Raw genomic sequence first — 20667 nt, 5'->3', positions numbered from 1 at the left:
CGCCTGTTACGAAACCACCGGTGTTTTAGGAATGAAATCGACCTTGATTGGTTTTATTCTGCCGCTTGCGTCTATTTTGAGAATAATTGACTGATACGGTTTGAATACAAGCGTTATTTTCTTATAGACTCCTTTTACCCATATCCTAATAGACTTTCTAATAACGCCTTTGGTAAATGAATAACCGTATTTTAAGGGATATGTCAGGTTCTGCGCCTTAGGATGTGCAAAGAAGATATACTTTCCATTCCCTTTTTCACGGCACCAGAAATCAGGCAGGTTTTTCCCGATAACCAATGCTGCCCTTACCGCTATTTTATTGAAACTGCTTGAGACATTTTTGAGTGAGACCAATTCCTTTAACATGGTTTTATAATCAGGACTTTTTATCCTGCCCGGCTGTCTGGGTATTTGCGTGAGGCATACAGGCAAACCCTCTTTTGCCAGGCGGAGTATATGTTTTAACCCATCCATATCCAGCCATTTTGAATTTATATATAAAGAGGTAAATTCCGCCTTACCACACCTAAGCAAACCTTTTTTATATTTAGCGTTTTTAAGGAAATATGATGATATCCATAATGGATGATGGCCTTTTAGTTCAGGAGGAGTTCTGGTATAGTGCATTTCCCAGTGATACTTTGCGCTGGGTTTTTGTAGTTTCCTGGGAAGAGTATTCGCCATCCAGGTATCTTCAATCGGAAGATATACCGCGACATCCGAATACACCCGGCCTAATCTCATGATGGAAGAAACCTTTTGCATATATTTATTGAAAGCGGTAATTTCGTCAGCGAAGGAACTATCCGGCCCGACGTGAACAGATGCATAGAAGCGGTTATCGGAGTTTTGCGGATTATACGGCATGCCATGCCAGATTACCTGATTAACACCGTTGGCAAAAAGCGCATCTGCCATAAGTTTCATATCAGCAGTTTGCTCTTTCTTCTGGAATTGTCCGGGACCGGGATACGGAATCCATCCGTAGATGCAGGTAAATGCTTCGGTAGAAACGATATTCCTGCCTGAAAGTAAGGCGGCTGAAGCAGTGATAACGGAAAATTCCGGGTCAAAGAGTATCGCTTCAGATTCTGGTATATCCGCGTAAGAATAACTTGCCAAAAGGTCGGTCGGTGAGCCGTGGCATTGCACCCTGGAAAAAGCACCTAACTTATGGCATATTTCCGTATAAGGCTTATAAAATTCATCCAGAATATATTCGGCAATGAGCTTACGGTAGTCGTAACGGACATCGGGATACCTGTCTATTTCCTGCATGTATTTATTAACCGAGTAACCGTATTTTTCAAGGAATGACTTATCAAGATCAAGTGTCCACAACTTCTCGGTATCCACTTCCCAGGAATCGCAGAACAAGGCAGCAGGGGCGATTTTCAGTGCTGGGGCAAGCGCTTTACCCATTTTCTTTGAATATCGCACAAGGGCAAAACGGTTAAGATGATTAAGAACATAACCTTGCTTATTAAAATGCATTTCCCAGGCACGGTCAATCTTCTGGCATGATATTCCGTAAAAGTTCCTTGAAGCATCTTTTTTGGGAACAATCGTTCCGCCAAACGGCCAGAGTGAGCCGAAAGTGAAATCGCATCCTAGTCCGATTGAAGTAGCGTATTTCTTGGCAAAAGCAACCACTTTGTCCCATTCCGAACTCAGCCATTTCGGGGTATGCGGTGATTTCTTCAACGGATAAAGCCAGGCAATTTCAACCCCGCCGAAATTATTTTCCTTTACCCAATCCAACTGAAAGGCAATATCATCTTTTTTAATCTCTCCGGCAAACCACCACCAACGTGTATAAGGCTTTGCTGACTTATAAAGAACCATTTTCATTTGTGCTAAGGATTTTACAGATGAACCGTAATTTTGGCAAGAATAATAGAGAGTGTAAAGACGAACTATAAAGCGGTTATTTGTGGTTTGAAAGATTTGCGACTGCCGAACGACCCTATTATCCCGGAGGTCATATGCCTTTGGCAGGAACGCCGTATGAATCAGCTCTCCTTAATTTAAACGGAGCAAGAAAGTTGAACAACAAGTTATTCCCGCCTAATCTTCGATATCATCATGCGACACCGCGCCAACCGGTGGCTTATATCCTTCTTTTTTGGAGTTTTGCTTCTCAGCATGGAAAGCAGCAAGAACCTTATCCTGTATCATATTACGGCACTGGCTATTAATCGGGTGTGCAATATCGGCATAGATTTTAGGGCGGCCGGTTTTGTCCGGAACGATTGCATGAACCATTTTCGTGCCGCATTCATTACAAAAGTTAGACTTTACGAAGTTTTTAGTGCGGCATTTTATACACCGGCAGGTTATCTTGCGGCTAGGCATGGCAACAAAGATCCCTTTTGCACCGTCAATTACTTTAAGGTCGCGAACTACAAAAGCATTATCAATGGTAATGCTGCAAAAAGCGCGTAGCTTATCGTTGCGGCTATCCAAAAGCCTGATATTCACTTCAGAAATTTCCATACTCCCCTCCCTTAATAAATGTATCTCACAAGATGCTCCGGGCATGGAAAACAGTCGCACGGCTGAGTATCTTGTTTTCGGAAAATCGTTTAAGTGCTTTTCTCACCTCCTTTGCAGTATAAACAATTCCCAAAAAACAACTGCCGCTTCCACAGAGCATAGCTTTTTCAATTCCGCAACTCATCATTTCCCTTTTCACGCCCCTTAAAACAGGATATAACGCCAAGGTCGTTTCTTCCAGCCGGTTAAACATATTCATGCCTTGGCCATATACCGGTTGGTTTGACGCCAATAGTTTACAAAATAATTTTCGTTTTGTCAAGCGGAAAATTAAATTTTGGTATATTTTTTTGGTAGGGACGGAAACCCCCGGATAAACGATGAGGTAGCGGAATTGGGAAGGATTTTGGAGAGGGAACACGATTTCACCGCGTCCTTTGCAGAGCGCGGTTTTGCCGTATATGAAAAACGGGACGTCGGAACCGATTTCCCGCGCAAGAATGGCCAATTCAAGCTGAGAAAGACCGAGGTTCCATAATTTATTCAATCCCTTAAGGGTATAAGCGGCATTGGAACTCCCCCCACCCAATCCCCCACCAACAGGAATCTTTTTGGATATGGTTATTTCCACGCCTTTTTTAATATCATACCGTTTTTGCAGGAGTATGGCGGCTTTATACACAAGATTGGAAGAACCGATAGGCAATCCAGGATAATCCGTTTTTATGCGCACCCCTCTATTTATCTGTCGGAGCTGAAGCCTGTCACAAAGCGATATTTCCTGCATTACTGTTTCCAGTTCGTGATAACCATCGGGACGCTTGCCAATCACTTCCAGGAAAAGATTTACCTTTGCAGGGGAATTAATCAGGAGTTTTTTCATACAAGTGTATTATCTATCAAACGTGTTTTATCAAGAAAAACCGCCAACGCAATCAGGGTCTTGCCTTTTTTAACCTTCGGCAAATCTTCCAGCGTATCACGATCAACGATAGCGATATAATCAATGCGGGCCTTATTGATCTTTTTCATAAATCGCGCCATTTCTTTGATTATCTTGGATGATGAATATTCTCCGCTTGCGATAAGTTTTTTTGCCATGCCAAGCGCCTGATAAAGACAGGCAGCTTTGGCGCGCAGACTGGCGGTAAGATATTTATTGCGCGAGCTCATTGCCAGTCCGTCTTTTTCGCGGAACGTTGGAAGCGTTTTAATAACCGTATTAATATTGAGGTCACTAACCATCTTACTTATAATTAACGACTGCTGGTAATCTTTCAGCCCGAAATACGCGGTATCCGGCTCAACCAGGTTAAACAGCTTGGCCACCACTGTCATCACCCCGCGGAAGTGCCCCGGTCGTGAACGCCCGCAAAGTTTATCCGGTAGTTTTTCCATATCAATATATGTTTTAGGAACAGGACCAAATCCAGAATACATTTGATTTACCGCAGGAGAAAAAACAAGGTCGACTTTATTTAGGCGGCATAAACGGATATCATGCCTGAACGGACGCGGATATTTTTTCAAATCCTCCTTGGGCCCAAACTGTGTAGGGTTAACAAATACACTAACCACAACTCTATCGGATTCCCGACGCGCCTTTTTGATAAGGCTTATATGGCCCTCATGTAAGGCGCCCATGGTCGGAACGAAGCCTATTTTCACACCTTTCTTTTTCCAAGCGCGAATTAGTTTTTTAAGGCCGTTGATTGTCTTTATGATAACCATAACTAGCGAGTGTAAAAAGATATAAAACGAATGTCAATCAAAAATGTCCTATTTCTGGGTTTATTTGGAGCTGTTATCCCATAAAGTGGGATATGCCATTTTAGTAAAATATCGTTCCAAAAAAATATAAAATATATGAAAATTTTATTTATCTTAATCTACGGTAGATAACGCCTTGTAACTGGCTATTTTAGACGCTTTCAGGGCGTGCTATTATCGAAGATATCAATAAAATTTATTAATTAAAGTATTATTTCTTGACTTACCGATAATAATAGGTAGAATATCCCATGAAATCCCATATAGTGGAATACTAGGGAATAATATAGAGGAAACGATATGTTTGTCGGGCAGTTTCAATTTACGCTGGATACGAAGAAAAGATTGGTAATCCCTTCTAAATTCCGTAACTTTTTCCCTCAAGGGGAAACAGAAATCGGTGTCTATGTTTCCGTAAATAGGATTGAGCATAACAACTCCATATCAAACTGTCTGGCAATTTATCCTGAAGCAGCGTGGAAGGAACATACCGACTGGATTGCCAAAGCCGCGCAGGAAAAAGAAGAAGTCCGCTGGTATATGAGAAAACTTGCCAGCGATACGGAATTCTGCAAGGTTGATGCCCAGTGGAGAATCGTTGTCCCCTTGCGTTTAATAACTTCGGCCGATTTAAAAAGGGATATCATGATTACCGGTGCAATCAACCACATCGAAGTCTGGGGTCTGGAAAAATGGAAAGAACTCTCAGGATGGCTCAAGGAACATTCAACGGATTTTGAAAAGTTTATCTATCGTTCATCTTAATAGTTAGAAAGGAGCAGTTATGACTGATAAGCAGGCTGTGGCAGTCCAAAGCGGCGAAGCATTCGACACTGTGGCAAAATTCATGGAGCAAATCATAGACATGACACCGGAGGAAATAGAAAAAAAGGTGAAGGCGATTGAACCGGAATTGTACACCTTGTTTAAACAGCTCGAACGGATTCATGCCGTCTCCGATAAATTCCAGCAGGTTGATTTAAGCGAAGACATCTATACGTTATTCCGCATGCTGGAACGCCGCAAGGTAATAAAGTATTTCCCGTTCTTATCACGCGCGGCCGGATTGCTGTAAAGCGAAATGAATGGCCATCATCAACCGGTATTGCCCGATGAGGCAATCGGGTTACTTGATTTATCTCCCGGCAAAACCGTGGTGGATGGAACAATCGGATTAGGCGGCCACAGCTCCGAGATACTGAAAAGAATCACGCCCGGCGGCAGATTAATTGGGATAGATTTGGACGAAGCAGCCCTTAGAATAGCCCAAGCCAATTTAGCTCCTGATTCTGACAAAACAAACCTGTTCCACGATAATTTCGCCAATCTGGAAAATATCCTTAAAAATCTCAGCATAAAAGGCGTTGACGGAATTCTACTTGATTTAGGCTTTTCATCGTTCCAGCTTTCCGAGGCCGGGCGCGGGTTCAGTTTTCTTAGCACCGCCCCACTAGATATGAGGATGAACCAATCGGCAAAAAGCACGGTAAAGGATATCATCAACAAAGCCAGGCTTGATGAACTTATCAGGATTTTCCAAGATTACGGGGAAGAGCGCTGGTCAAAAAGAATCGCCAAAGCCATCGTAAATTCCCGGCAAAAGCATCCAATAGAAACGACTGAAGATCTGGTCGGAATTATCCAATCCTCCATTCCCTATAAAGGAGGTAATATCCATCCGGCAACCAGGGTTTTCCAGGCATTGCGGATTGCGGTAAACGGCGAACTGGATAATCTATCTAAATTTCTCCAAACGGCCGAAAACAATCTTAATCCTAAAGGCAGGCTGGTCATCATAAGTTTCCATTCCCTGGAAGACAGGCTGGTAAAAAGGGCATTTATAGACAAGAAAGTAAAAAATATCTTTAAGATTATAACAAAAAAACCGATAACACCTACTAGGGACGAAATGGATAAAAACCCGAGGTCCCGCAGCGCCAAGTTAAGGGTGGCCGAAAAAGTATAACGCGAAAGCACGAAACGGAGATACGAAAACACTAAAATAATTCCGTGTCTTCGTGAATCCTTTTCGTGTTTTAGGGATTAAGTGAGAGAGGGGTCATCTGAAAAGAGGGTAAGATGACCCAAAGAAGAGTATTGTTGGTACTCGGTATTGTGACTTTTCTGGCGTTTGTCACGGTCTGGCAGCGGATTCAAACAGCCCAATGGGGGTATCGCATTTCCGAGGCAATGGAAGCGAAAAAGAAACTGAACGAGGAAAGAGAAACTTTACGTGTGGAATTATCATCGGTTACCTCTCCTCAATATCTTTTTGCGCTTGCCCAGGAAAAGAAAATCGTAGTAAGCTACGGCAAAGGTGAAGAAAAGACGAATAGCCGTATCACTGCGATGCCGAATGAGCTGCAAAAATTACTGGCCGAATATCAATAACAAAAACGCTTGGTTACGGTTAAAGAGTTATGGCAAATAACTATCGCCTGAGGTCTATATGCATATTCGTATTAATTTGCGGTGCGTTTGCCTTTTTATCATACCGGTTATTTTCCATCCAGGTATCCCGCCATAAAGAATATAAGGATATCCAGCGCAGCCAATTTTATTACAAGGAAGAAACCGCTCCCCGGGCCGGCATTATATTTGACCGTAAAGGCAAAATCCTGGCCCTTTCCAAAAAAGTCGATTCGGTTTATGCCAATCCAAAGGTCTTAAAAGCACACTCAGCCCAAGTAAAAAAAGTCAGCGCTATCCTTAAAATAACCGAAGAGACCCTGAACGATATCCTGCAAAAAGGTTATAACGCCCGCAAATCGTTTGTTTGGCTTAAGCGCCGGGTAAGCGATGAAGAATCATCCAACCTGCGCTCCCAGAAAATCAAAGGACTGGGTTTCCAGGAGGAATACAAGCGTTGCTACCCTAACGGGACCCTGGCATGCCATCTTATCGGGTTCCGCGGCTTGGACGAAACGGCATTAGGCGGAGTAGAATCTGCGTATGACACTTACCTCAAAGGCGCCAAAGGCGAACGTTACGTCCCGCGTGACGCCAAGGCGGGAAAAGTGGTCACACTTGAAATGATAGAAAAACCTCCACTGCCGGGTAAAAATATATACCTCACCATTGACACCGTCATTCAGTTTATTGCGGAAGAAGAGCTGGATAATGCCTGCAAAAAATGGAAGCCGCTTTCGGCGGAAGTGATAGTATTAAAAACCTCCACCTCTGAAGTGCTTGCCATGGCAAACAGACCCGTATTCGACCCTAACCAGCCGTCTGCTTATCCGCAGGAAACATACAGAAACCATTGCGTCGCGGACCAATATGAACCGGGTTCGGTCTTTAAGCCGTTCATCGCAAGCAGCCTATTATTGCGCAATATGGCTAACCCGGATGAACTCATATTCTGTGAAAACGGAAAATACAAAATGGGAGGCCGCATCCTTAACGACCATAAACCCCACGGTAACCTTTCCTTCCGTGATGTGGTTGCCCTATCCAGCAATATCGGAATGGCCAAGCTGGGCATGCGGATGAGCAAAAGTGAAATGTTCCATTACGTAAAACTATTCGGATTCGGCGCGCCAAGCGGCGTGGGACTCCCTGCCGAGGCAACCGGCATCATCACCCCATTTGAAAGATGGAACGACTACACCTTGGCATCCGTCCCCATGGGTCATGAAATCGCGGTTACCAGTATGCAGTTAATCAAGGCGTTCAATGTCTTTGCAAACGGTGGTAAACTGGTCAACCCGACTATACTCTCCAAAATAGCGGATAAGGAAGGCAATATCGTCTCCGAACGTGACAATAATAAAAGCTACCGGCTATTGCCCAGCGAAACGGAAAAAGAGATGCGCCTTATTTTGAGGAAGGTCGTAGAAACCGGCACTGCGCCGGAAGCGAATATCAAAGAATATACGATTGCCGGCAAAACCGGCACTGCCCAGAAGATGAATCCTGACGGGACATATTCCCATAATAAATTCCGGGCGGTTTTTGTCGGCTTTGCCCCGGTGGAAAACCCGGAAATAACCGTCCTGGTGATGCTCGACGAACCAAAAGGCAGTTATTACGGCGGCGTGGTTGCCGCACCGGTCGTCGCCAATATTATCCGTAAAACCCTTAAATATTTAGGCACCCCGTCCAGGCTGAATATCGCCACGACGGAGTAAATATATAAAAATGATTTTATAATGTCACTCTGAACGAAGTGAAGAGCTGATTAAGAGATTCTTCGCTCGGCTCAGAATGACACAACCCGACGGTCTCTGAATAACATTAAGTACTTATCATGAAATTTTCCCAGATAAAAAAGATTATTCCAAAGCATCAGGTCGTTTCCAATGGGCGTGATTTTGAAATCACCTCTGTCTGTTACGATTCGCGGCAGGCAACCCCCGGCGCGCTCTTTGTCACCATTAAAGGGGAAGCAACCGACGGACACAGCTTTATCCCGGAGGCAATCAAGCGCGGCGTTGCGGCCATTATTACCCAGAAAAAAACCGATACGGATACTAATATACCGCAGATTGTCGTTCCGGATACGCGGCTCGCCCTGGCAGTAATCTCCCACGAATTCTATAACCAGCCCAGCTCTAAGCTAAAAGTCATCGGCATTACCGGCACCAACGGTAAGACCACCACCGCCTGCCTTATCCGCTCTGTCCTGGAGGCGGCCGGAAACAAAGTGGGACAGTTGGGGACTATCTCTTATTCCATCGGCTCGCGGGAAATACCGGCACCCATTACCACCCCGGAATCCTGCGACATCGCCTATTATTTATCCGAGATGTTTTCTGCCGGACTGAATTACGCGGTGATGGAAGCATCGTCCCATTCACTCGTCCAGAAACGCGTCTACGGCATAAAGTTCGTTGCCGGAGTTTTCACCAATCTTGGAAGGGACCATCTGGATTATCATAAGAATACGGATGAATACCTCAAGGCAAAAGCAATTCTATTCAGAGAGCTTCCCGAAGAAAGCACTGCCCTATTAAACGCGGATGACCCATCAAGCAATTATCTTGAATCAATCACTAAGGCGCGCGTATTAAAGTACGGGCTTACCCAAAAGTCCGGTTTTAGCGCACAAATAAAATCTAACTCATTATCAGGTCTTTCGCTTATTATCAACTCGCCTGTCGGCGAATTTACCGTGGAAAGCCCGCTTATCGGGCAACATAACGCCTATAATATTCTATCCGCAGTAGCTACGGTATACTCGCTTGGCATCACGAATGCGGACACCATTGCCAAAGGAATAGCACGCCTCAAATCCGTGCGCGGCAGGTTGGAAAGCGTCCGGACCGATAAGCCCTTCAGTGTCATGGTTGATTTCGCCCATACGCCGGATGCGCTGGAACAGACCCTGTCAAGCTTAAAACCTTTGGTTAAAGGAAAACTAATAGTCCTCTTTGGATGCGGAGGCGACCGCGATAAAGGCAAGCGCCCGTTAATGGCTAAGGCCGTCGAACAATATGCGGATATGATGGTCCTTACCTCGGATAATCCACGCTCGGAAGACCCCATGGCGATTATTGAAGATATCAAAAAGGGATTAACCACCCAGAACTATATCGTTGAAGCCGACCGCCGCAGGGCAATCGAAAAGGCATTGGATTCGGCAAAAGAAGGCGACTTGGTGCTTATTGCCGGCAAGGGACACGAAACATACCAGATATTCAAGAACACCATCAAACCCTTTGACGACAAAGCGGTTGTGGAAGAAATACTGGGACTAAATCCCAAGAAAGCATCATCAGGACTGATGGTGTTTTTATAATTAAGCCTATAGAAAGGTGTTTGCTTTCCCTGGCCGTCACGGCGGTATCATAGAAGAACAGCGCTCTATACTAAAGAAAGCGGTTAATGACTTTGTCGAAATGATTCCTAACCAAGCGCAGAACTTCTGCTGCTAAGGCGGGGTCGGGAATGACAGAGAGGTGTCGGAATCGGGATTTTGATGTGCACTTTTGAGACCAGATTTTTAGCTGTATCATCCTGTTCCATAAGGTGTTATAGCTTTTGTAAAAATACAAGTGGGGGGAGGGGATACGGCATCCTCCGTAAGGAGTGGACGGTAAAACCGTGCTCTCCCTATCGTAAAGACGTGCCCCTCTGGCAGTAAATCTGTGCCCCCCTTATCGTAAATCCGTACTCCCCCGTTCGTAAAGCCGTGAGGCATTCATAGTAAAACCGTTACCCCCTAACCGTAAAGCCGTGCCCCCTTGGCGGTTAAACCGTGTCCCTCTCACCGTAAAGACGCGCTCTCCTAATCATAAAGCCGTGCTCCCCTCATCGTAAAGACATAGCCCCTTATCCGTAAATTCGTTACCCACCTTGTTTGATTTCGTCCCCTACGAGAACTCACTATTATCGGGTACCCCAGAAATGAAATATAGCGGGGTAATTTTAAACACGAATAAGACGAATGAAACCGAATCACACTAATAAAAATATATTCTATTCGTCCTGTTCGGTATTATTCGTGTCATTCGTGTTCTATCTTTATGGCGGTACGCCCCTTCGGCAAGTTCAGGGGACACCTACACACGTCGCGTTTTCCCCGCCAAAGGCGTGTCCACCTCTGGCGGAGAACTTATGGCACTCCCACACAGGTAGCATTCTCAAACTCCAGCCACGAACTATCGCCTATCTTCACCCCGGCACGCTGACCACCCCCGATATCATTGGCCAGTTTATACACGATGTAATATGTCTTAGAGGTGGTCGTCACTTGCCAGCACTTCATATTGAGATAACACGTGCCGTTGGTGAAATTGCCTTTAGAGATGAGCGTATCGCCAACGTCCCAGAAGCCGTTTCCGGTATTCTCGCACCAGACCTGGACTTCTATTTTACAATCCGGGCAGGCGATGTTAGAAGAATATGCCTTTATGCCCTTGTCAATACGGACCTGTTTCCATTTAGCCGTGCCTGAAACGGTCGTCATTTCAAACTTAACATATGCAACAGACTGCCCCCCTTGAACAGTTTTTCCATTAATTAAATCCGTCCAGTTGTAAGTATTTACTATTATCCCACACATATACTCTGTTCCCCAACCCTCTAGTTGAGGGGTTTTATCCGGTTCGCTCGTAGTTAAGTTAGCGCGAAGTTTAATCCCCGTAACACCATTAAAAATGGCGGGATAAGTCTCTGATAGATGGGTGCCTGACGAAACATCAGCCACTAACAGTGAGTTATCCGAGGCTTTAAGCACATCCACGGTAATCGTGGTATTAACCTGAGTGGTTTTTGAGTAAGTAAGTATGCCCCAATAAGAAACACCTGTCGGGCTGATAGCAGTTGATATAAAAGTACCGGGACTTGCGTAATTACCCGGATAATCAATCACTATCTGATCAATTAAAGGGGTGCCGAAAACAGCGGTAGAGATATTTGCCCGCCATCTTAAATCAGTGCCGGGATTGCTGAATATATGCTCGACACCGGGAGTAACCGATTCCCAATTTGAACCGTTTGCCGTCATTTCATATGTTATGGCTCCACCATTTAATGTTTGGGTAGCAATAAGGGTGGCTTTATTAATCGTGGATGCCCCGGCATTGGCTTTAAGCGATTGGCCTGTTTTAGGGGATTGATAGGTCTTGAATTCAATATCTGCTAGCCCAATTAGACTGGTAGTTCCCGTCGTATTAGGGAAAGAATTCAGAGCAAACACTGTACAGCTATTTGTAATGGCAATATTTGTTTTGGTAACAGGATAAGTAAAACCCTTACTTTTTCCGCCCGCATCGCAACTAACGGCTACGCGGTAATAAGTATTAGCCGTAACATTAACCGGGGCAGCCAGGTTTGCCCATTGCCATCCGGTAGCGGCCGGAACGGTAACCCGGCCTAATTCGACACCCGCATCAGTCCATAAGATAACGGTAGTATTTGTTGTGGCGGTATCGTGATATCTCCCTAATGCGGTAATCTGGCCGTTGACTGTGGGATAGAAACGGTAGCCGTTACTTCTGGCACCTGCATAATTAGAAGAGGCTGTATCCGTATTAAACGGGCGATTTATTGATGAAGTAAGCTCTAAGATTCCGCTTGCGGTATTCCAATCCGCAGTGGTGACAGGGTCTTTATAAGTGGTGGTAGAAAAAGTCTCGGTAAATGTAGCGTTGGCGCTCATACTCAAAACTACTTCGGCCGCACCGGTGGTTGTTACCGTATCGGAAAATGAGCCTTCTGTAAAGGTAGTCTGTGACCAGGAATCGCTGTAGGCGAAATTACTCAAATTCCAATTTCCCCCGATGAGAATCGGGACTACGCATAGCTTCGCAATTGCCAAACAAATTACAATCACTAAACTACAAATTCTCATAATGCCCCCTATTATGGCACTCTTATATCCCGTTATTCAACGGGACTTCGGAGTCCACTTATGGGACTCCTACGCATGTAGCGTTCTCCCCGCCAGAGGCGGGTCCGCCTTCGGCGGAAAACTCCAACATCTTTTCTATGGGACTCCTATACAAGTTGCGTTTTCAAACTCTAAGTAACTCGAATCCACAATCTTCACCCCGGCACGCTGACCACCGCCAATATCACCGGATAGTTTATATACAATATAATAAGTCTTGGGAGTTGTTGTTACCTGCCATTTTTTCATATTGAGGTAACAAGTGCTGTTATTAAAGTTTCCTTTGCTGATAAAGGTATCCCCAATATCCCAGAATCCGTTGCCGGTGTTTTCACACCAAACCTGAACTTCTATTTTACTGTCCGGACAGGCAAGATTTGCATATGATTTTAATCCTTTGTCAATGCGGAAGCGTTTCCAGAGGGCTGTTCCATCAAACGTTTTCATATCAAATTTAACATGCGCAATAGATGCCCCCATTTTAACAGGGTTTCCGTTAACCAAATCCGTCCAGTTGGTGGTGGTGACAACCGCACTTCCTCCGATAGCATAATTTACTGTCCAATCAGAAAGGGTTGGGGTTTTGGTAGTATTTTCAGTAGTAAAATTAGCCCTGAGTTTAATGGCATAAGTCGGAGTTTTTATAACATTAGCCAGATTACTCCCAGAAGCAACGTTAGTAGCAAAGACATAATTATCTATCGCACGCAAGACATCAATACTAAAAGTAGTACTGGATGGGGCAGTATGAGTATACGTTAAAATTCCCCATGACGAAAGCTCTGCTATGCTAATAACGGATGAAATATAGACACCTGAAGTAACAGAAGAGGGGGGTAAATATGTCCAATATGCATATGGACCTATTTTATTAGAAGACGCACCCGGACCATTTGAATAATTAGTTACGCCGCCATTTACTAAGTCACCATTAAATGTTTCATAATAAATAGCAATCCGCCCGGCACCGCCTCCAGCACCTGCATCACCGGGCCAACCACCGGCGCCCGCTGAAGGGCCAGCAGGATTCGAAGAACCGGCATTTCCCCCTTTACCGCCTATACCAGGTGAACCAGGAGTATTAGAAACTGTTGTCCCAGCACCGCCAGTCCCATTATTACCGGGAGCACCACTTTGACTGGAATAATACCCACCTCCCCCGCCTGCTGCGCTTAAAATTCCCGAAAGAGTTATTTGCTTAGCATAAATATATATCCCTCCACCAGAACCGCCCCCGTTTTTTCCACCTTGAGCGCCTCCTCCATTAGCCTGAATACTCCCGGCAATATTTACATTCATAGCTTTAATTACTATTCTGCCACCACCATGTCCTCCCCTGCCACCAATATTAGAATTATGTCCGCCACCGGACCCCATATATGCTACAGAGGAAGATGCTCCATAAGTAATTCCGCCATTACTTGCTCCATTACCCCCTTCACCTCCGTAGCCTCCACCTGAGGCTCCCGTATATGCTGAAGCGCCTGCTCCACCACCAATCCCATTACCTGCTCCACCACCTGTACCACCAGTATAACCTTTTTCAGTCAACTCAATCTTACTGGTAGAATCTATGAACAATGTTGCTGAAACACGGAATTCTACACCTTCATATCCAGTGCCAGCACCAACCGCTTGTGAATGAGATACAATTGCATTATTCTGTAAAGTTACACAGGTAAAATTATATATCCGGTTGGCACGAGGGATTACCGTATCGATTATTAAAGGATTACCTGAATTAAAAGGTCCTCCCGGGATAAGAACACCGTTTACTGTATTATTGCCTGCTGTAGTTCCATCAACGATTAAAGCTCCGTCAGATTCATTGCTTCCACTATAAAAAACACTAAGTATTACTTCTGCATTATTTTGTGTTGTGATTACATCTGTAAAAGTCCCATCGATGAAGGTGGTTTGGGACCAGGTATCTGCATGTAAATTCCAATGACCAATTAGCAATAACCAAACAAGCACCCCGCCAATGGCGAGGCTCGCCCGAATGGGCGGCAATAACCAAAGTTCAAAATTCCAATTTTTAGTGTTTCGCATAAACATCTCCATCTAAAAGCAATTATTCCATTAAAAAGAGCTCTTTAACTTTTTCCGCGGCCGGGGAATCGGGATATTTTTTCACTAATGCATTTGCACGCGCTATAAGATTGGGGTATGATGGGTTTCTTTTCCTGCACCCTTCGCAGGATTTTGTAAACCACTTGCATTTAGAGCAAGGTTTTAATTTTTCCGCCTCACCCTCTATTGAGGCAAGTTCCCTGTCTGCTTTCATATTTTCCTGAAAAACCTCATTGTTTTTAAGTTCCTCAACGATACCTTTTGCCTTATCGCCGATTTCATCGCCTTTAAAGAGAATAGCTATTTCGTTATAAAGTTCATAGGCATCGGTCGGCTTTTTAGTCTTTTTCGCCTCAGCTTTTGAAAGCATCCTGTTGCCTAATCGGTTCAGGCATTCAACTAACTTTTCCGCCTCCGCCTTTTCCTCTGCATCATTTGAATCCAAGTATTTGCTTTTAAGCGTTGCCAGTATTTTCCCCAGTTCTTTACGTTCGGTAATCTTCTTTGACAGAGCATCAAGTTTTCTATACGTTCCTTCACCGATTAACGGGTCTGGAGCAACTTTCATCACATCTTCCAACATTTTATCCGCATCCGAAGGGCGGCCGCCAAAAACCATCTCCCCTTTGTGGTTAAAAAGAGTAAAATGAGGCACTATGGAAAACTTTACGCCATTTATCTTTCCTCCCTGGTAAACCGGGTAATTTACTTTCTTTGATTTGCAGAAATTAATCACTTCCCCTGCAGGCGCATCCTGGAGATGAACGCCGATTAGGATAAAACCTTTAGAACCATATTTTTTCGCCAACTCAACCATATGTGGAATACTTTTACAGCAGGTCGGGCAATCAAGCCGCCAAAACTCAACCGCAACAACATGGCCTTTTAAATCTTCCTTGTCGATTTCCTCTCCTAACAATATCTTATCTAACGTAATGCCGTCTATACTCGGAGCATCACCCCGGATATCCGGTATGCAACACCATCCGATAATCAATAATACCAAAAAAGTATAACACATTATCTTTATATCCTTACAGCCACACATATATCATCCTCTTTTCGCCATTCAGCAAAAATATACGGCATGAATTATGTTTTGTCAACCGTATTATTTTACAAGAAACATTTCATTGCGTAATAAACCACCAGGTATCGCCCTCGGTTTTGCCGTCAGGCCCATTAGAATCCACCCTCCAATAGTAAGTGGTTTGAGGCTCCAATGCGTCCAACAAAGCATCACCTAAATAAACTGTGACTCGACCGTCTCCATCGCCATCTTCGGCATCTCCTATTATCCAATCATCTTCAGTTAACTGATAGTTTATCCCGAAATAAACCTCGTACCACACGTCCGCATAATTCACACCAGTAGGCGCATCCCATCTTAACTCTCCACTGGTCTCGACAAGCACCCGCGAAATGCCTAATGCACCGATAACCGGGGTAGGATTTGTCGCTTTTCCCGGGCCAAGATTAACCACACTGCTCCCTCCACGACTCTCCTCATCGCTTTGGCTGCTGCTGCCGGAACCACCGCTACTTCCGCTGACGGTATCAGAACCATACCTGCCATCTTTATTTTCAACCAACCCCTGCCCCCAACAACCCCGCCCCTCGGCGCAGATGGTGGCAAAACTTATCACTAGGGTTATCCCTAAGGTTATCCATTTTTTTGTTTTCATCTGTTACTCCTTTCGCCAATTGTTACGTTGTAACGGCATAATCCCATTGCTATGGGCTTATATTTTATCTCGTCGCCAGCCCCTCGACTTCGTCAAGGGACGGCCCCATTCTGGGACTCCCTATTAATCGGGTGTCCACGTAGCAAAGCGGAGCGGGGCATTTATATTTTATCTCGTCGCCAGCCCACCAAACATCCATTATTAAAGAAATAACGTTCTTCTCCGGCAATCGGTGAGATATAAATCCATTCCTGTTTTGGCGGCATATTTGAAACCTTTTTCGGATAGGTTAATTTAACCGCCGGCTTGCCGCGCAAAGTTTGGATATCGTCCGGAGTTAAAGGCGGTATTTTACACAACTTGGTGTTATTCATCGTTTTCTCCTTATTACTGCCAAAAGGACTAAGCATATAAAAATTCATCAAGAATTATTTTATATAAGTCAGGACAACTTCGCTTTCGTAAGATTCTTGCGTAAAAAGGCCCTTTAAACTTGCATCATTAGGTGCGGTGATTATAAGCCTTATTGCATTTTCATCAGTAGTCATGGAATCCCGCCACGTATTCTCTTTATATTCGGTTATCAATCCCCGGCGTTTGTCATAAACGACTCTTAAGCTGTTCTTGTTTTGCGTAAACCCTTTCAACTCCTTTTTTACTTCATTCTGGGGTTTCTCCTCATATATAAGGAAGTTTCCGTTATGCTGGTATGTGAAAGCATACATTGGGAGGAAAAACAGTTGCAAATTATACAAGGCATCGTTTAAAAGCGCCTTTTTCAAATCAGCCGTGGCTTCTGTTTCCGGCAATCCCTTTAAACCTTCGTCTAATACCTTGTCTAAATCAATTATCTTTACCCTACTGCCATCAGGGGAGATTTCCGCCTGGAATCCGCGGTTAATAAAACATATATGACTCAAGACACGGATAAGGTCGGGATAATTTGCGGCTTGGGCAGCCGGATGCGTATCTCCTCTTCCCTTAAAAGCTTTGCGGGAGCCTTCATTACCGTATTTACCCAAGGCATCTTCCAATAGTTTCCTGGCGGCTTGCTGGTGTTTCGGATTGTTGAAATCATACGTCAGGTTTACCAGGTTATCCCAATAGCGCACCTTGATATTGCGGTAGCCGACCCTGACCAACCAGGCTTTTTTATCATCCAGAAACTTCACCGGCTCTATCCCGATATCTGCTTCTATGATAATGGGGTCTATATATGCCAGAAACTCTCCCCGGCTATTACTCTCTCGGATAGTCCCCTTAAAACCACTCTCTGTCTGTGCTACAATTGCCTGGATTTCGTCATCACTAAAACCCGCCTCTTTACTTTTAGATATTGTCGCTTGTTTAATTATTTGCCAACATTCAGTAACCTCTGGATCATCAAAAGCCAGAGTTCCCTTTTTTTCTATTACCTTGTCAAGTTTTTGGTTAATTTCTTCCAAAACACTTCCGGATACTGCGACTCGAACATCACCAATCTTCATGCGAATAACCCCTAGTATCATATTAGGATTATTTATATCGTATCCTTTTTTTATCTCTTCCATTATTTTTTGATGCTCACGATTATTCGGGTCGTAGATTCCTTGCTTGGTTAATCCTTCAACCGTATTCTTAAATGCCTGTTCAAATTTAGTTTGCGCCTCAACCACCTTGTCAATACTTATATTAGACGATTTAATGCTCGCTTCATGTTGTGCAAATACATGATCAATAAAAGATGCATGTATTGCATTGGTAAACAAGGCATTCTTAATAGCCACAATCTTTTCAGCACTCACTGCTTTTTGTCTTTCTTCCGCCTCTTCCGCTTTTCTTTCCTCTCCTGTTCTCCTTTCCTTTTCAGGATTGGGATTTGCTGATACTTCCGGAGTTAACACTTCTGTTGCGTTAGGATTACCCACCGGAGTATCATATTTCTGGTGAGACAGCTTTACATGGTAATTAATCAGCTGTACCTTTCCCAGTTCGTATTGCCATGCCGGTTTTTTAGAGTTATTGTCATCCGCCGTGCCTTTTTGCCCGTTTATTAGCATTGCCGCCCCCAATAAAAGCAATCCCCCTATCATTATAAGCCAAATGTGGTATTTCATATGAACATCCTTTCAAAAATATTATTGAATAATTTACAATTATTAATCTGTATACATTAAATACAAGCAAATATCGTGCCAAATTTACGGATAATTTATAGAATGGGCTAAAACACCTAATATACTGTAAATAAAAGGGTTATGATTATAGACTTAGGGATGGAGAATATCCGTTTTAGAATAGTGTATACAAAATATACAGTATGTTCGTTCCGCGTTACGGTATGGTAACAACAGGCGGTTTTATGCCAAGCCGTTTTATCTTCCGGTAAAGACCGGCACGGGTAAGTCCAAGCTGCTTTGCTGTTTTACTCATGTTGCCATTGCATCTTTTCAGAGCGTCCTCAATAGTGTTGCGCTCCATTTCTTTAAGGGTTAATCCTATATGAGATATAACAGATACGGGTGAGGTTGGCTTATAATTCCTGAAAATTTCGGAAAGCATGTGTTCTTCAATAACCCCGGCATCCGGATACAGGACGCAAATTCTTTTTATCTCGTTTTCAAGCTCTCTTACATTCCCAGGCCATGCATAAGCGTTTAGAAAAGCTAACGCACCGGATGATATTACCGGAGTAGTGTGATTTGGAAGAGAGTATTTCTTAACGAACTGCTGGAATAATAAAGGAATGTCGTCTTTACGGTCGCGCAAGGGAGGAAGATTAATAACAATAGTATTGACTCGATAAAAAAGGTCCTTCCGAAAGAGTTTATTATTTACCATCTGTTCAATATCCTGATTACTGGCAAAGATAAAACGGGTATCAACCGGAATGGGTTTTGAAGCACCGACACGCCAGAGGAGTTTTTCCTCCAAGACGCGCAGAAGTTTTTGCTGCATAGACGGGGACATATTCCCAATCTCATCCAGGAAAAGCGTTCCTTTTGAGGCAAGTTCAATATAACCTTTTTTCTCTTCTATGGCACCTGTAAAAGCCCCTTTGGTATGCCCGAATAATCCTGATTCAATCAGGGTTTCAGGCATTGCCCCGCTATTGAATGCCAGCCAAGGGGCCTTCGTCCTCAAGCTATTCTGGTAAATAGTATTGGCAATAAGCTCTTTGCCTGTCCCTGTTTCGCCCTGGATCAGGATGGGCAAATCCGTTGGAGCGATCTTTTCGATAAGCTGGTAAACTTCTTGCATTACAGCGGATTTGCCGATGACAATCTCTTTACATAAAGATGTTTCATAACGACGGTTAATTGTATAGACAAGAATATCCGAAACGCTTTTAGACGGAGGTGATTGCCTGAAAAGATTTACGAAATCCCGCATCTTTTCATAAAGCCACGATGTATCAAGAACGGCTAATAGGGGTTTGATCCTGTTTTCTATGGCTTCTGATTTACCAGTAAGCCCTTTGGAAAAATAACATTTGCTCAAAAAAAGCCCTGCTTCACATACAACATCATTAAAACCAAGCCGTTTAGCCTCTTTAAGAATGCCTTGCGAACGCTGGATTGCATCATCAAGCTTTCCTTCTATAAAGTCAATCGTTGCCAGGTGTTTTTTCACATCAAGGGTGCTTGACGGGTATTCGGAATTCGAATCATCCTTAATGCATTCCAAAAAAAGGTTCCTGGCGCCGATATAATCTTTTAATGCCATTAGGTACTCGCCTTTTAGATGCTTGTAGTTTATTTGGAAATTCTTGTCCGTGGAAGAAACACCATATCGGGAAAGTTTTTTATCGATGATTGCCTCAACTTTAGCCAGGTCGTTCTTCAGCAAATAACAATATGCCAAATCGACAAGTGTCTTAAGATGGGTCGCTTTATCCATGGGAAACGACTGGTCTCCATGCTTGGCATAATATGCCTCTACTTTTTCAAACTGTTTTAACGCCATATTGGCATTTCTAAGCAGCAGGAAATCATACCCCATCATATATGAAGTATAAACAATATAAGGCAGGGAAAGATGGTTCCTGGAGGAAACCAGGTATGCCTTGTGAAAACTGTCCAAAGAACGTGATAAATCCAACAACCAATGGTAAACGGAACCTAACCGGCAATGCAAAAGGTATTCTTCATAAGGCGTATAAGATAAATCAGGAAGTTTCTTTAACGCCTTTTCCGCAAGACGTTTTGCCTTAGTTATTTCTTTTTTATCAAATAAAGATTTGATTTGTTCCAGATAATCGGATAACGGGCTGCGTTTCAGCATGGGTGTATTTATACAGGAAAAATAATCGGCTGTCAAGTTCAAATT

17 protein-coding genes are annotated in these 20667 nt (G+C 43.8%); 6 read left to right on the top strand and 11 right to left on the bottom strand.

Translation table 11 applies throughout. The features are described 5' to 3' along the window. Positions 1-6 precede the first annotated feature (6 nt). The 4 genes from HY811_04100 to HY811_04085 all read right to left on the bottom strand — a co-directional run bounded on the left by HY811_04100 (position 7) and on the right by HY811_04085 (position 4227). Complete coding sequence (locus tag HY811_04100; GenBank protein ID MBI4833987.1) at positions 7-1851, bottom strand: hypothetical protein; 1845 nt, start codon at positions 1849-1851, stop codon at positions 7-9. Positions 1852-2067: 216 nt separating this feature from the next. Then, a complete protein-coding gene (locus HY811_04095; GenBank protein ID MBI4833986.1) occupies positions 2068-2496 on the bottom strand; it encodes a septation protein SpoVG family protein in 429 nt (142 codons plus the stop codon). Positions 2497-2521: 25 nt separating this feature from the next. Beyond that, the gene (gene ispE / locus HY811_04090) at positions 2522-3379 is read right to left on the bottom strand and encodes a 4-(cytidine 5'-diphospho)-2-C-methyl-D-erythritol kinase (protein MBI4833985.1); all 858 of its coding nucleotides are present in this window, start codon (positions 3377-3379) and stop codon (positions 2522-2524) included. Beyond that, positions 3376-4227 carry a pantoate--beta-alanine ligase gene (locus HY811_04085; protein ID MBI4833984.1) on the bottom strand — a complete coding sequence of 284 codons (852 nt, stop codon included), beginning with the start codon at positions 4225-4227 and terminating at the stop codon, positions 3376-3378. Before HY811_04085 ends, ispE begins: the two co-directional genes overlap by 4 nt. A gap of 339 nt (positions 4228-4566) precedes the next feature. Between HY811_04085 and HY811_04080 the strand changes: the two genes are divergently transcribed. The 6 genes from HY811_04080 to HY811_04055 all read left to right on the top strand — a co-directional run bounded on the left by HY811_04080 (position 4567) and on the right by HY811_04055 (position 10006). Then, positions 4567-5031, top strand: a complete 465-nt coding sequence (locus HY811_04080; GenBank protein MBI4833983.1) for a hypothetical protein — start codon at positions 4567-4569, stop codon at positions 5029-5031. A 19-nt stretch (positions 5032-5050) separates the two neighbouring features. Further along, positions 5051-5341: a hypothetical protein gene (locus HY811_04075; protein MBI4833982.1), complete on the top strand. Its 291-nt coding sequence runs from the start codon at positions 5051-5053 to the stop codon at positions 5339-5341. A 6-nt stretch (positions 5342-5347) separates the two neighbouring features. After that, positions 5348-6232, top strand: a complete 885-nt coding sequence (gene rsmH, locus HY811_04070) for a 16S rRNA (cytosine(1402)-N(4))-methyltransferase RsmH (GenBank protein MBI4833981.1) — start codon at positions 5348-5350, stop codon at positions 6230-6232. Between the two features lie 113 nt (positions 6233-6345). After that, on the top strand, positions 6346-6657 hold the full coding sequence (locus HY811_04065) for a hypothetical protein (protein MBI4833980.1): 312 nt from the start codon (positions 6346-6348) through the stop codon (positions 6655-6657). 29 nt (positions 6658-6686) lie between these two features. Beyond that, positions 6687-8396, top strand: a complete 1710-nt coding sequence (locus HY811_04060) for a penicillin-binding protein 2 (protein ID MBI4833979.1) — start codon at positions 6687-6689, stop codon at positions 8394-8396. A 119-nt stretch (positions 8397-8515) separates the two neighbouring features. Continuing rightward, positions 8516-10006 carry a UDP-N-acetylmuramoyl-L-alanyl-D-glutamate--2,6-diaminopimelate ligase gene (locus tag HY811_04055; protein ID MBI4833978.1) on the top strand — a complete coding sequence of 497 codons (1491 nt, stop codon included), beginning with the start codon at positions 8516-8518 and terminating at the stop codon, positions 10004-10006. Positions 10007-10822: 816 nt separating this feature from the next. On the opposite strand, the gene HY811_04050 is transcribed toward HY811_04055, so the two are convergent. The 7 genes from HY811_04050 to HY811_04020 all read right to left on the bottom strand — a co-directional run bounded on the left by HY811_04050 (position 10823) and on the right by HY811_04020 (position 20622). After that, entirely contained in the window at positions 10823-12562 is a 1740-nt protein-coding gene (locus tag HY811_04050; protein MBI4833977.1) for a DUF4082 domain-containing protein, read from the bottom strand. A 135-nt stretch (positions 12563-12697) separates the two neighbouring features. Further along, a complete protein-coding gene (locus tag HY811_04045; protein ID MBI4833976.1) occupies positions 12698-14653 on the bottom strand; it encodes a hypothetical protein in 1956 nt (651 codons plus the stop codon). 22 nt (positions 14654-14675) lie between these two features. Further along, positions 14676-15722: a TlpA family protein disulfide reductase gene (locus tag HY811_04040; protein ID MBI4833975.1), complete on the bottom strand. Its 1047-nt coding sequence runs from the start codon at positions 15720-15722 to the stop codon at positions 14676-14678. Between the two features lie 82 nt (positions 15723-15804). Further along, entirely contained in the window at positions 15805-16359 is a 555-nt protein-coding gene (locus HY811_04035) for a hypothetical protein (protein MBI4833974.1), read from the bottom strand. 161 nt (positions 16360-16520) lie between these two features. Next, positions 16521-16733, bottom strand: coding sequence for a hypothetical protein (locus HY811_04030; protein MBI4833973.1), 213 nt, complete (start codon positions 16731-16733; stop codon positions 16521-16523). Between the two features lie 54 nt (positions 16734-16787). Continuing rightward, on the bottom strand, positions 16788-18455 hold the full coding sequence (locus HY811_04025) for a hypothetical protein (protein MBI4833972.1): 1668 nt from the start codon (positions 18453-18455) through the stop codon (positions 16788-16790). Between the two features lie 217 nt (positions 18456-18672). After that, positions 18673-20622 carry a sigma 54-interacting transcriptional regulator gene (locus HY811_04020; protein MBI4833971.1) on the bottom strand — a complete coding sequence of 650 codons (1950 nt, stop codon included), beginning with the start codon at positions 20620-20622 and terminating at the stop codon, positions 18673-18675. Between the last annotated feature and the right edge of the window lie 45 nt (positions 20623-20667).

It is taken from the genome of Planctomycetota bacterium (genome assembly GCA_016207825.1).
Lineage (GTDB): Bacteria > Planctomycetota > MHYJ01 > JACQXL01 > JACQZI01 > JACQZI01.
This window is presented reverse-complemented; position numbering and strand designations above follow the sequence as displayed.

Coding starts and splice junctions, on each gene's coding strand:
- HY811_04060 (MBI4833979.1), top strand. CDS start 6,687: ATGGCAAATAACTATCGCCTGAGGTCTATATGCATATTCGTATTAATT.
- HY811_04075 (MBI4833982.1), top strand. CDS start 5,051: ATGACTGATAAGCAGGCTGTGGCAGTCCAAAGCGGCGAAGCATTCGAC.
- rsmH (MBI4833981.1), top strand. CDS start 5,348: ATGAATGGCCATCATCAACCGGTATTGCCCGATGAGGCAATCGGGTTA.
- HY811_04100 (MBI4833987.1), bottom strand. CDS start 1,851: ATGAAAATGGTTCTTTATAAGTCAGCAAAGCCTTATACACGTTGGTGG.
- HY811_04025 (MBI4833972.1), bottom strand. CDS start 18,455: ATGAAATACCACATTTGGCTTATAATGATAGGGGGATTGCTTTTATTG.
- HY811_04095 (MBI4833986.1), bottom strand. CDS start 2,496: ATGGAAATTTCTGAAGTGAATATCAGGCTTTTGGATAGCCGCAACGAT.
- HY811_04045 (MBI4833976.1), bottom strand. CDS start 14,653: ATGCGAAACACTAAAAATTGGAATTTTGAACTTTGGTTATTGCCGCCC.
- HY811_04055 (MBI4833978.1), top strand. CDS start 8,516: ATGAAATTTTCCCAGATAAAAAAGATTATTCCAAAGCATCAGGTCGTT.
- HY811_04085 (MBI4833984.1), bottom strand. CDS start 4,227: ATGGTTATCATAAAGACAATCAACGGCCTTAAAAAACTAATTCGCGCT.
- HY811_04065 (MBI4833980.1), top strand. CDS start 6,346: ATGACCCAAAGAAGAGTATTGTTGGTACTCGGTATTGTGACTTTTCTG.
- HY811_04035 (MBI4833974.1), bottom strand. CDS start 16,359: ATGAAAACAAAAAAATGGATAACCTTAGGGATAACCCTAGTGATAAGT.
- ispE (MBI4833985.1), bottom strand. CDS start 3,379: ATGAAAAAACTCCTGATTAATTCCCCTGCAAAGGTAAATCTTTTCCTG.
- HY811_04040 (MBI4833975.1), bottom strand. CDS start 15,722: ATGTGTGGCTGTAAGGATATAAAGATAATGTGTTATACTTTTTTGGTA.
- HY811_04030 (MBI4833973.1), bottom strand. CDS start 16,733: ATGAATAACACCAAGTTGTGTAAAATACCGCCTTTAACTCCGGACGAT.
- HY811_04020 (MBI4833971.1), bottom strand. CDS start 20,622: ATGCTGAAACGCAGCCCGTTATCCGATTATCTGGAACAAATCAAATCT.
- HY811_04050 (MBI4833977.1), bottom strand. CDS start 12,562: ATGAGAATTTGTAGTTTAGTGATTGTAATTTGTTTGGCAATTGCGAAG.
- HY811_04080 (MBI4833983.1), top strand. CDS start 4,567: ATGTTTGTCGGGCAGTTTCAATTTACGCTGGATACGAAGAAAAGATTG.